The sequence below is a fragment of the Enterobacter sp. 6722112 genome, from assembly GCF_058661685.1.
Map to the genome: position 1 here is coordinate 2683509 of NZ_JBZWGR010000007.1, position 12579 is coordinate 2696087.

6 protein-coding genes and 1 pseudogene are annotated in these 12579 nt (G+C 60.9%); all 7 read left to right on the forward strand.

The genetic code is table 11. The annotated features are described in order from the left end of the window. The first annotated feature begins 60 nt into the window (after positions 1 to 60). The 7 genes and pseudogenes from yegD (at position 61) to baeR (ending at position 12562) form a co-directional block, all read left to right on the forward strand. Entirely contained in the window at positions 61 to 1413 is a 1353-nt protein-coding gene (gene yegD, locus AC4OVU_RS14295; protein ID WP_110292962.1) for a molecular chaperone, read from the forward strand. A gap of 215 nt (positions 1414 to 1628) precedes the next feature. Then, complete coding sequence (locus tag AC4OVU_RS14300) at positions 1629 to 2828, forward strand: MdtA/MuxA family multidrug efflux RND transporter periplasmic adaptor subunit (RefSeq protein ID WP_032619336.1); 1200 nt, start codon at positions 1629 to 1631, stop codon at positions 2826 to 2828. Further along, positions 2828 to 5950, forward strand: a complete 3123-nt coding sequence (locus AC4OVU_RS14305; protein WP_491928722.1) for an MdtB/MuxB family multidrug efflux RND transporter permease subunit — start codon at positions 2828 to 2830, stop codon at positions 5948 to 5950. Before AC4OVU_RS14300 ends, AC4OVU_RS14305 begins: the two co-directional genes overlap by 1 nt. Further along, positions 5951 to 9028, forward strand: a complete 3078-nt coding sequence (mdtC, locus tag AC4OVU_RS14310; protein ID WP_017693079.1) for a multidrug efflux RND transporter permease subunit MdtC — start codon at positions 5951 to 5953, stop codon at positions 9026 to 9028. It abuts the gene before it with no gap. Further along, positions 9029 to 10443: pseudogene (locus AC4OVU_RS14315) on the forward strand (MFS transporter). Next, positions 10440 to 11843 carry an envelope stress sensor histidine kinase BaeS gene (baeS, locus tag AC4OVU_RS14320; protein WP_110293046.1) on the forward strand — a complete coding sequence of 468 codons (1404 nt, stop codon included), beginning with the start codon at positions 10440 to 10442 and terminating at the stop codon, positions 11841 to 11843. The pseudogene AC4OVU_RS14315 and the gene baeS overlap by 4 nt, the downstream one beginning before the upstream one ends. After that, positions 11840 to 12562: an envelope stress response regulator BaeR gene (gene baeR, locus AC4OVU_RS14325; RefSeq protein ID WP_110293045.1), complete on the forward strand. Its 723-nt coding sequence runs from the start codon at positions 11840 to 11842 to the stop codon at positions 12560 to 12562. Before baeS ends, baeR begins: the two co-directional genes overlap by 4 nt. The last annotated feature ends 17 nt before the right edge of the window (positions 12563 to 12579 follow it).

The following is a 12579-nucleotide window of genomic DNA, read 5'->3' on the forward strand; positions in this document are numbered from 1 at the left end:
TGTCGCCTAGCAGACATTTCGCTAAAGTCTCGCCCCTTCTCACCGGCATGGGGATTTATTGTGTTTATTGGATTCGACTACGGCACCGCAAACTGCTCGGTTGCGATAATGCAAAACGGACAACCGCAGCTCCTGAAAATGGAAAACGGCAGTACGCTGTTGCCGTCAATGCTTTGTGCGCCCACGCGTGAAGCGGTGAGCGAGTGGCTGTTCCGCCACCATCAGGTTCCGGCCACGGCGGCGGAGACCCAGGCGCTGCTGCGCCGTGCGGTCAGCTTTAACCGCGAGGAAGATATCGACGTTACCCCGTCCAGCGTGCAGTTCGGCCTCTCTTCCCTCGGGCAGTATATTGAAGACCCGGAAGAGGTCTACTTCGTTAAATCGCCGAAATCCTTCCTCGGCGCCAGCGGCCTGAAGCCGCAGCAGGTGGCGATGTTTGAAGATCTGGTCTGCGCGATGATGCTGCACATCCGCAATCAGGCGCAGTCCCAGGTGCCGGATGCCATCACCCAGGCGGTGATTGGCCGTCCGATTAACTTTCAGGGGCTGGGCGGCGACGAAGCCAACCAGCAGGCGCAGGGGATCCTTGAGCGTGCAGCGCACCGGGCAGGCTTCCGCGACGTGGTGTTCCAGTATGAGCCGGTTGCGGCGGGGCTGGATTTTGAAGCCACGCAGACGGAAGAGAAACGGGTGCTGGTGGTGGACATCGGCGGCGGTACGACGGACTGTTCATTACTGCTGATGGGTCCCCAGTGGCATCACCGTCGCGATCGTGAAAATAGTCTGCTGGGGCACAGCGGCTGCCGCGTGGGCGGTAACGATCTTGATATTGCCCTGGCCTTCAAGAGCCTGATGCCGCTGCTCGGTATGGGCGGTCAAACCGATAAAGGCATCGCCCTGCCGATCCTGCCGTGGTGGAACGCGATTGCCATCAACGACGTCCCTGCCCAGAGTGATTTTTACAGCACCGCGAATGGCCGTTTCCTCAACGATCTGGTGCGTGATGCGCAGGATGCAGAGAAGGTCGCACTTCTGTATAAGGTGTGGCGTCAGCGCCTGAGCTACCGGGTGGTGCGCACCGCCGAAGAGAGCAAAATTGCCCTTTCCGATCGTCCAGAGCATACGGTTTCGCTGCCGTTTATCAGTGACGATCTGGCTACGGCTATCACTCAGGAAGGGCTGGAAATGGCGCTGACTCAGCCGCTTCAGCGTATTCTGGAGCAGGTGCAACTGGCGCTTGAGAACGGCAACGTGAAGCCGGACGTAATTTACCTGACTGGCGGTAGCGCCCGTTCGCCGCTGATCAAGAAAGCGCTGGCGGAACAGCTGCCGGGGATCCCGATTGCCGGCGGCGATGACTTTGGCTCCGTTACGGCAGGGCTGGCGCGCTGGGCGCAGGTGGTGTTTAGCTAATGGGGTTGTGCCGGGTGGCGGCTTCGCCTTACCCGGCCTACAAGATCCTCCAACCGTAGGCCGGGTAAGCGCAGCGCCACCCGGCGAAGGCGAAACAGCGCGCCACACTCAGACAATTCCCGACAGTCTTCCATATTTCCTCCATTTTTCCGCTGTGTTAGCTGACTAAACTAGTATCATTCCCCGAAAGAGTTTCAGGATGAGAACGTATAACGATGAAAGGCAGTAACAAATCCCGCTGGGCAATCGCCGTTGGTCTGATTGTGGTGGTCCTGGCCGCCTGGTACTGGCACAGCCAGTCCGCGAACTCCACGGCACCTGCTGGCGCTAATAGCCCCTCACAACGCTCAACGGGCGGCGGGCGCCACGGTATGCGCGGCGGTGCGCTGGCACCGGTGCAGGCGGCAACGGCGGTGAATAAAGCGGTGCCTCGTTATCTCTCCGGGCTGGGAACCATCACCGCCGCCAACACCGTGACGGTACGTAGCCGCGTGGACGGTCAGTTGATGGCCATCCATTTCCAGGAAGGTCAGCAGGTAAAAGCCGGCGATCTGCTGGCGGAAATCGATCCAAGCCAGTTTAAGGTGGCCCTGGCGCAGGCGCAGGGGCAGCTCGCGAAAGACAAAGCCACCCTCGCCAATGCCCGCCGCGATTTAGCCCGCTATCAGCAGCTGGTAAAAACCAACCTCGTGTCGCGCCAGGAGCTGGACACCCAGCAGTCTCTGGTCAGTGAATCTCAGGGCACCATCAAGGCCGACGAAGCCGCGGTCGCCAGCGCCCAGCTCCAGCTCGACTGGAGCCGGATCACCGCGCCGATTGACGGCCGCGTGGGCCTGAAACAGGTCGATATCGGCAACCAAATCTCCAGCGGCGACACCACGGGCATCGTGGTGATCACCCAGACGCACCCTATCGATCTCGTCTTTACCCTGCCGGAAAGCGACATTGCGACGGTGATACAGGCGCAGAAGGCCGGAAAAGCGCTGGTGGTTGAAGCCTGGGATCGCACCAACAAGCAGAAGCTGAGCGAAGGTTCGCTGTTGAGCCTGGATAACCAGATCGACACCACCACCGGCACCATTAAGCTAAAAGCACGCTTCAACAATCAGGACGATGCCCTGTTCCCGAATCAGTTCGTCAACGCGCGAATGCTGGTCGCGACCGAAGAAAACGCGGTAGTGATCCCGACGGCGGCCCTGCAAATGGGCAGTGAAGGCAACTTTGTCTGGGTGCTGAACAGCGAAAACAAGGTCAGTAAACACCTGGTGAAAACCGGCATCCAGGACAGCCAGACGGTGGTGATCAGCGCCGGACTGTCCGCTGGCGACCGCGTCGTGACAGACGGTATTGACCGTCTGACCGAAGGGGCGCAGGTCGAGGTGGTGGAAGCGCAGGATACAGGAGCAAAAGCCTGATGCAGGTGATGCCGCCGAGCTCTACAGGTGGGCCATCACGCCTGTTTATCTTACGTCCGGTTGCGACGACCCTGCTGATGGTGGCGATCCTGCTGGCCGGGATCATTGGCTACCGTTTTCTGCCCGTGTCGGCGCTGCCGGAAGTGGACTACCCGACCATTCAGGTTGTCACCCTCTATCCGGGCGCCAGTCCGGATGTGGTGACGTCCGCCATCACCGCCCCGCTGGAGCGTCAGTTTGGCCAGATGTCTGGCCTGAAGCAAATGTCCTCCCAGAGCTCCGGTGGCGCTTCGGTCGTCACGCTTCAGTTCCAGCTCACGCTGTCGCTGGACGTCGCTGAGCAGGAGGTGCAGGCCGCGATTAACGCCGCCACAAACCTGCTGCCGTCTGACCTGCCGAATCCACCTGTTTACAGCAAGGTCAACCCGGCGGATCCGCCGATCATGACCCTTGCCGTCACCTCCTCCGCCATGCCGATGACCCAGGTGGAAGACATGGTTGAAACCCGCGTGGCGCAGAAGATTTCGCAGGTGACCGGCGTGGGGCTGGTGACGCTGGCGGGCGGTCAACGCCCCGCCGTGCGCGTCAAACTGAATGCCCAGGCCATTGCCGCGCTGGGGTTAACCAGCGAAACCATTCGCACCGCCATCAGCAGCGCCAACGTCAACTCAGCGAAGGGTTCGCTGGACGGCCCGACCCGCGCGGTCACGCTCTCCGCCAACGACCAGATGCAGTCCGCCGATGAGTACCGTCAGCTGATCATTGCCTACCAGAACGGCGCGCCGATCCGTTTGGGCGACGTGGCAACCGTTGAACAAGGCGCGGAAAACAGCTGGCTCGGGGCGTGGGCCAATAAGCAGCAGGCGATTGTCATGAACGTTCAGCGCCAGCCGGGCGCGAACATCATTGATACCGCCGACAGCATTCGCACCATGCTGCCGCAGCTGGTGGAAAGCCTGCCAAAATCGGTCAGCGTGAAAGTGCTCTCTGACCGCACCACGAATATTCGCGCGTCAGTGACCGACACCCAGTTCGAGCTGATGCTGGCGATTGCGCTGGTGGTGATGATCATCTACCTGTTCCTGCGCAACGTCCCGGCAACCATCATTCCCGCCGTCGCCGTGCCGCTCTCGCTGGTCGGAACGTTCGCGGTGATGGTGTTCCTCGACTTCTCGATTAACAACCTGACGCTGATGGCGCTCACCATCGCCACCGGGTTTGTGGTGGACGACGCCATCGTGGTAATCGAGAACATCTCGCGCTATATCGAAAAAGGTGAAAAGCCGTTAGCCGCCGCGCTGAAGGGCGCGGGGGAGATCGGCTTTACCATTATCTCGCTCACCTTCTCGCTGATTGCGGTGCTGATCCCGCTGCTGTTTATGGACGATATCGTCGGGCGGCTGTTCCGCGAGTTTGCCGTGACGCTGGCGGTCGCCATTCTGATCTCTGCCGTGGTGTCGCTGACGCTGACGCCGATGATGTGCGCCCGCATGCTGAGCCACGAGTCCTTGCGCAAGCAAAACCGCTTCTCGCGCGCCTCCGAGCGGATGTTCGAGCGCATTATCGCCGCCTACGGCCGCGTGCTGGCGAAAGTGCTGAACCATCCGTGGGCAACGCTCGGCGTGGCGCTCGGCACCCTGGCGCTCAGCGTCATGCTGTGGATTTTCATTCCGAAAGGCTTCTTCCCGATTCAGGACAACGGCATTATTCAGGGCACGCTTCAGGCGCCGCAGACGGTCTCCTTCGCCAACATGGCGCAGCGCCAGCAGCAGGTGTCTGAGATCATCATGAAAGATCCGGCGGTGGAAAGCCTGACTGCCTACGTGGGCGTGGACGGCACCAACCCGTCGCTCAACAGCGCGCGCCTGCAAATTAACCTTAAACCGCTCGATGACCGCGACGATCGCGTTAACGCGGTGATTGAACGCCTGCAAAGCGCGGTGGCGCACGTGCCGGGCATTGAGCTGTATCTGCAACCGATCCAGGATTTAACCATTGATACGCAGGTGAGCCGCACGCAGTACCAGTTTACGCTCCAGGCCACCTCGCTTGAGGCACTGAGCACCTGGGTGCCGCAGCTGGTGGACAAGCTGAAAGCACTGCCGCAGGTTTCTGACGTCAGCAGCGACTGGCAGGATAAAGGGCTGGCGGCGTACGTGAACGTCAACCGCGACACCGCCAGCCGTCTGGGCATTACCATGTCCGACGTGGATAACGCCCTGTATAACGCCTTTGGCCAGCGCCTGATCTCCACCATCTATACCCAGGCCAACCAGTATCGCGTGGTGCTGGAACATAACACCGAAAACACGCCCGGGCTGGCCGCGCTGGACACGGTGCGCCTGACCAGCAAAGACGGCGGGATTGTGCCGCTCAGCGCCATTGCCAGCGTGGAAGAGCGCCACACCCCACTGTCGATTAACCATCTCGATCAGTTCCCGTCCACCACCATTTCGTTCAACGTGCCGGACGGGTATTCCCTGGGCGAAGCGGTGGAGGCCATTCTGGGCGCGGAGAAAGAACTCAGCTTCCCGTCCGATATTCAGACCCAGTTCCAGGGCAGTACGCTGGCGTTCCAGGCCGCGCTGGGCAGCACCGTCTGGCTGATTGTCGCAGCGGTGGTGGCGATGTATATCGTGCTTGGCGTGCTGTATGAAAGCTTTATCCATCCGATCACCATCCTCTCCACCCTGCCGACGGCGGGCGTGGGGGCGCTGCTGGCGCTGATGCTGGCGGGGAGCGAGCTGGACGTCATTGCGATCATCGGCATCATCCTGCTTATCGGCATTGTGAAGAAAAACGCCATCATGATGATCGACTTTGCGCTGGCCGCCGAGCGCGAGCAGGGTATGGCGCCGCGCGAGGCCATTTACCAGGCCTGTCTGCTGCGTTTTCGTCCGATCCTGATGACCACCCTCGCCGCCCTGCTGGGCGCGCTGCCGCTGATGCTGAGCACCGGCGTGGGGGCCGAACTGCGCCGTCCGCTGGGCATCGGGATGGTGGGCGGCCTGCTGGTGAGCCAGGTGCTGACGCTGTTTACCACGCCGGTTATCTACCTGCTGTTTGACCGTCTGGCCCTGTGGACGAAAAACCGCTTCCCGAAACGTGAAGAGGAGGCGTAAGTGAAGTTTTTCGCCCTCTTCATTTACCGTCCGGTGGCGACGATTTTACTCTCCGTCGCTATTACCCTGTGCGGCGTGCTGGGCTTCCGGCTGCTGCCGGTGGCCCCGCTGCCGCAGGTCGATTTCCCGGTGATCATGGTCAGCGCCTCGCTGCCGGGTGCCTCGCCGGAGACCATGGCGTCATCAGTGGCGACGCCGCTTGAGCGCTCGCTTGGGCGAATTGCCGGGGTTAACGAGATGACCTCCAGCAGTTCGCTGGGCAGCACGCGCATCATTCTGGAATTTAACTTCGACCGGGACATCAACGGCGCGGCGCGTGACGTGCAGGCCGCGATAAACGCCGCCCAAAGCCTGCTGCCAAGCGGCATGCCGAGCCGTCCAACCTACCGCAAGGCTAACCCGTCCGACGCGCCGATCATGATCCTGACGCTCACGTCAGAGACCTACTCCCAGGGCGAGCTGTACGATTTTGCCTCCACCCAACTGGCGCAAACCATCGCCCAGATTGACGGCGTGGGCGACGTGGACGTCGGCGGCAGCTCCCTGCCCGCCGTGCGCGTGGGGCTGAATCCGCAGGCGCTGTTTAACCAGGGCGTGTCGCTGGACGACGTGCGTTCCGCCATCAGCAACGCCAACGTGCGTAAGCCGCAGGGCGCGATTGAGGACAACAGCCACCGCTGGCAGATCCAGACCAACGACGAGCTGAAAACCGCCGCCGAGTATCAGCCGTTGATTATTCACTACAACAACGGTGCGGCGGTGCGCCTGAGCGACGTCGCCAGCGTCACCGATTCGGTGCAGGACGTGCGTAACGCCGGGATGACTAACGCCAAACCGGCGATTTTGCTGATGATCCGCAAACTGCCGGAAGCCAACATTATCCAGACGGTGAACAGCATCCGCGCGCGCCTGCCGGAGCTCCAGGAAACGATTCCGGCGGCCATCGACCTCCAGATTGCGCAGGACCGCTCCCCTACCATCCGCGCCTCGCTTGAGGAGGTAGAGCAAACGCTGATCATCTCCGTCGCGCTGGTGATCCTGGTGGTGTTCCTGTTCCTGCGCTCGGGGCGCGCCACGCTGATCCCGGCGGTGGCGGTTCCGGTATCGCTGATAGGCACCTTTGCCGCCATGTACCTGTGTGGGTTTAGTCTTAACAACCTGTCGCTGATGGCGCTGACGATTGCCACCGGGTTTGTAGTGGATGACGCCATCGTGGTGCTGGAGAATATCTCGCGCCATCTGGAAGCGGGCATGAAGCCGCTCCAGGCGGCGCTTCAGGGGACGCGCGAAGTGGGCTTCACGGTCCTGTCCATGAGCCTGTCGCTGGTGGCGGTGTTCCTGCCGCTGCTGCTGATGGGCGGCCTGCCGGGGCGACTGCTGCGCGAATTTGCCGTCACGCTTTCCGTCGCCATCGGTATCTCCCTGGTGATTTCGCTGACGCTGACGCCGATGATGTGCGGCTGGATGCTAAAGCGCAGCCAACCGCACTCGCAGCCGCGCAGGAAAGGCTTTGGCCGCGTCCTGATGGCAATGCAGTCCGGCTATGGCAAATCGCTGAAATGGGTGCTGAACCACACGCGTCTTGTCGGGCTGGTGCTGATCGGCACCATTGTGCTCAACGTCTGGATGTATATCACCATCCCGAAAACCTTCTTCCCGGAGCAGGATACCGGCGTGCTGATGGGCGGTATTCAGGCGGACCAGAGTATTTCGTTCCAGGCGATGCGGGGCAAACTGCAAGACTTTATGAAAATCATCCGGGAAGATCCGGCCGTGGATAACGTCACCGGCTTTACCGGCGGCTCGCGCGTTAACAGCGGGATGATGTTTATTACCCTTAAGCCGCGCGGTGAACGTCACGAAACGGCGCAGCAGATCATTGACCGCCTGCGGCTGAAGCTCGCCAAAGAGCCGGGGGCAAATCTGTTTTTGATGGCCGTTCAGGATATCCGCGTCGGCGGACGACAGGCTAACGCCAGCTATCAGTACACCCTTCTCTCAGATGACTTAGCCGCCCTGCGCGAATGGGAGCCGAAGATCCGTAAAGCGCTGGCCGCGCTGCCGCAGCTGGCGGACGTGAACTCCGACAGCCAGAATAACGGCGCCGAGATGGCGCTCACCTACGATCGCGAAACCATGTCCCGCCTGGGCATTAACGTTGAAGCGGCCAACAGCCTGCTTAACAACGCCTTCGGGCAGCGTGAAGTCTCCACCATCTATCAGCCGATGAACCAGTACAAGGTGGTGATGGAAGTTGATCCGCGCTACACCCAGGACATCAGCGCGCTGGACAAGATGTTTGTGATCAATAATGACGGCAAGGCGATCCCGCTGTCGTACTTCGCCAGCTGGCAGCCGTCGAACGCGCCGCTGTCGGTGAACCACCAGGGGCTTTCCGCCGCCTCGACCGTGTCGTTTAACCTGCCAACCGGCTCGTCGCTGTCTGAGGCCAGCGACGCCATCAACCGCGCCATGACCCAGCTCGGGGTGCCCTCCTCCGTGCGCGGCAGCTTTGCCGGTACGGCGCAGGTGTTCCAGGACACCATGAACTCGCAGGTCATTTTGATCCTGGCGGCTATTGCCACGGTTTATATCGTGCTGGGCGTGCTGTACGAAAGCTATGTGCACCCGTTGACCATTCTCTCCACGCTGCCTTCTGCGGGCGTGGGGGCGCTGCTGGCGCTGGAGCTGTTCGGTGCCCCGTTCAGCCTAATCGCGCTCATCGGGATCATGCTATTAATAGGTATTGTGAAGAAAAACGCGATTATGATGGTCGACTTTGCCCTGGACGCCCAGCGTAACGGCAACCTGACGCCGGACGAGGCGATATTCCAGGCCTGTCTGCTGCGTTTTCGCCCGATCATGATGACCACGCTGGCCGCGCTGTTCGGTGCGCTACCGCTGGTTATATCCGGCGGTGACGGCTCTGAACTGCGCCAGCCGCTGGGGATCACGATTGTCGGCGGCCTGGTGATGAGCCAGCTGCTGACGCTCTACACCACGCCGGTAGTCTATCTGTTCTTTGACCGACTGCGGCTGCGTTTTTCGCGTAAAAAGAGAACCACGGTGACCGAGTAAATGACCGACCTACCCAGTAACGTTCGCTGGCAATTGTGGATCGTCGCGTTCGGCTTCTTTATGCAGTCGCTGGACACGACCATCGTGAACACCGCCCTCCCCTCGATGGCGAAAAGCCTGGGGGAGAGCCCGCTGCACATGCATATGGTGATTGTCGCCTACGTGCTGACGGTCGCCGTGATGCTGCCCGCCAGCGGCTGGCTGGCGGATAAAGTCGGTGTGAGAAACATCTTCTTCACCGCCATTGTGCTGTTTACCACCGGGTCGCTGTTTTGCGCCCAGGCCAATACCCTCGACCAGCTGGTGATGGCGCGCGTGCTACAGGGCGTCGGCGGCGCGATGATGGTGCCCGTCGGGCGGTTAACGGTGATGAAAATTGTTCCGCGCGCGCAGTATATGGCGGCGATGACCTTCGTCACCTTGCCCGGTCAGGTCGGCCCGCTGCTTGGCCCGGCGCTGGGCGGTATTCTGGTGGAGTATGCCTCCTGGCACTGGATCTTCCTGATCAACCTGCCGGTCGGTATTATCGGCGCGATTGCCACTCTGACGCTGATGCCGAACTATAAAATGCAGACCCGGCGCTTTGATTTCGTTGGCTTTATCCTGCTGGCGGCTGGCATGGCGACGCTCACCCTGGCCCTCGACGGGCAAAAAGGGCTGGGGATCTCCTCCCTGTCGCTCGCCCTGCTGGTGGCGCTGGGGATCACCGCGATTCTCTGGTATCTGTGGCATGCCAGAGGCAACGCTAACGCGCTGTTCAGCCTGAATCTGTTCAGGAATCCCACCTACCGTCTTGGTCTCTTCGGCAGCTTTGCCGGACGCATCGGCAGCGGCATGTTGCCGTTTATGACGCCGGTATTTTTACAGATTGGGATGGGCTTCTCGCCGTTCCACGCCGGGCTGATGATGATCCCGATGGTGCTCGGCAGCATGGGGATGAAGCGTATTGTGGTGCAGGTGGTGAACCGCTTTGCTATCGCCGGGTGCTGGTGGCCGCCACGATCGGGCTGGCGTTGGTTTGCCTGCTGTTTATGGCCGTGGCGCTGCTGGGCTGGTACTACATCCTGCCGCTGGTGCTGTTCTGCCAGGGGATCATCAACTCCATGCGCTTCTCGTCGATGAACACCCTGACGCTGAAAGATCTGCCGGACGAGCTGGCGAGCAGCGGTAACAGCCTGCTGTCGATGATCATGCAGCTCTCCATGAGCGTGGGGGTCACGGTCGCCGGATTGCTGCTCGGCATGTACGGGCAGCACCATCTCAGCGCCGACACCCCCGTCGCGCATCAGGTCTTTTTATACACTTACCTCAGCATGGCGGTAATTATCGCCCTGCCCGCTTTTATCTTTGCCAGAGTACCGAATGACACGACCAAAAACGTCGTGATCCGACGCGGCAAAAGGAGTGCACCATGAAATTCTGGCGTCCGGGCATCACCGGTAAGCTTTTTGTGGCGATTTTCGCCACCTGTATCGTCCTGCTGATTACCATGCACTGGGCGGTGCGGGTCAGTTTTGAGCGCGGCTTTATTGACTACATTAAGCACGGTAACGAACAGCGATTACAGGGCTTGAGCGACGCGCTGGGCGAACAGTATAGCCTGCACGGTAACTGGCGTTTTCTGCGCAATAACGATCGCTTTGTGTTTCAAATCCTGCGCTCGCTGGAGCACGATAACGACGACGACCGTCCGGGGCCGGGCATGCCGCCGCACGGCTGGCGCACCCAGTTCTGGGTGATTGATCAGGAGATGCGCGTGCTCGTAGGCCCGCGCGCTCCGGTACCGCCGGACGGTACAAAGCGCGCCATTACCTCGAACGGCGCCACGGTAGGCTGGGTTATCGCCTCGCCGGTCGAGCGGCTGACGCGCAACACCGACATTAACTTTGACCGCCAGCAGCGTCAGACCAGCTGGCTGATTGTCGCGCTTTCTACCCTGCTTGCGGCGCTCGCCACCTTCCCGCTGGCGCGCGGCCTGCTGGCGCCGGTTAAGCGCCTGGTGGAAGGCACGCACAAGCTGGCGGCGGGTGATTTCTCGACCCGCGTTGACACCCGCAGCCAGGATGAACTGGGCAAGCTGGCGCAGGACTTCAACCAGCTCGCCAGCACGCTGGAAAAAAACCAGCAGATGCGCCGCGATTTTATGGCCGACATTTCGCACGAGCTGCGCACCCCGCTGGCGGTGCTGCGCGGCGAGCTGGAGGCGATTCAGGACGGCGTGCGGCAGTTCACCCCCGAGTCCGTGGCCTCGCTTCAGGCGGAAGTCGGCACGCTGACCAAGCTGGTGGACGATCTGCATCAGCTTTCCATGTCCGACGAAGGCGCCCTGGCCTACCAGAAAGCCCCAGTCGACGTGATCAATATCCTTGAAGTCGTGACCGGCGCATTCCGCGAACGCTTCGCCAGCCGTGACCTGAAAATCAACCTCTCGCTGCCGGACAGCGCGGTGGTATTTGGCGACAGAGATCGCCTGATGCAGCTGTTCAATAATCTGCTGGAGAACAGCCTCCGCTACACCGACGGCGGCGGCGCGCTGCATATCTCCGGCAGGCAGGAAAACGGGCGCTTTGCCCTGACCTTTGCGGACTCCGTCCCTGGCGTGAAAGATGCGCAGCTGGAAAAACTGTTCGAGCGCTTCTATCGCACCGAAGGTTCACGCAACCGCGCCAGCGGCGGTTCCGGCCTTGGGCTGGCGATTTGCGTTAACATTGTTGAGGCCCACGGCGGCACCATCCGCGCCGCCCATTCGCCTTTTGGCGGGGTTAGCATTACAGTAGAGTTACCTCTGGAACGGGATTTATCGAGGGAAGCATGACCGAGTTACCGATTGACGACAACACACCGCGTATTTTGATCGTAGAAGACGAGCCTAAACTTGGGCAACTGCTGATCGACTATTTGCGTGCCGCAAGTTACGCGCCAACGCTTATCAGCCACGGCGACCAGGCGCTGCCCTACGTGCGCCAGACGCCGCCGGATCTGATCCTGCTGGATCTGATGCTGCCGGGTACCGACGGCCTGACCCTGTGCCGGGAAATTCGTCGTTTCTCCGATGTTCCCATCGTGATGGTGACGGCCAAAATCGAAGAGATCGACCGTCTGCTGGGGCTCGAAATCGGCGCCGACGATTACATCTGCAAGCCTTACAGCCCGCGGGAGGTGGTCGCTAGGGTGAAAACCATCCTCCGCCGCTGTAAGCCACAGCGTGAATTGCAGGTGCTGGATGCGCAAAGCCCGCTGATCGTCGACGAAAGCCGCTTCCAGGCGAGCTGGCGCAGCAAACTATTGGATCTTACCCCAGCGGAGTTCCGCCTGCTGAAAACGCTCTCCCACGAGCCGGGAAAAGTGTTTTCCCGCGAGCAGCTGCTCAACCATCTGTATGACGATTACCGCGTGGTGACCGACCGCACCATCGACAGCCACATCAAAAACCTGCGCCGCAAGCTGGAGGCGCTCGACGCCGACCAGTCGTTTATTCGCGCTGTGTACGGCGTGGGTTATCGCTGGGAAGCGGATGCGTGCAGGATTGCCTGAATACCCCCCCCTCACCC

Bases quoted from the DNA above. Each gene is read 5' to 3' on its own strand.
- AC4OVU_RS14300 (WP_032619336.1), top strand. From the start codon at position 1,629: ATGAAAGGCAGTAACAAATCCCGCTGGGCAATCGCCGTTGGTCTGATT.
- AC4OVU_RS14305 (WP_491928722.1), top strand. From the start codon at position 2,828: ATGCAGGTGATGCCGCCGAGCTCTACAGGTGGGCCATCACGCCTGTTT.
- baeS (WP_110293046.1), top strand. From the start codon at position 10,440: ATGAAATTCTGGCGTCCGGGCATCACCGGTAAGCTTTTTGTGGCGATT.
- baeR (WP_110293045.1), top strand. From the start codon at position 11,840: ATGACCGAGTTACCGATTGACGACAACACACCGCGTATTTTGATCGTA.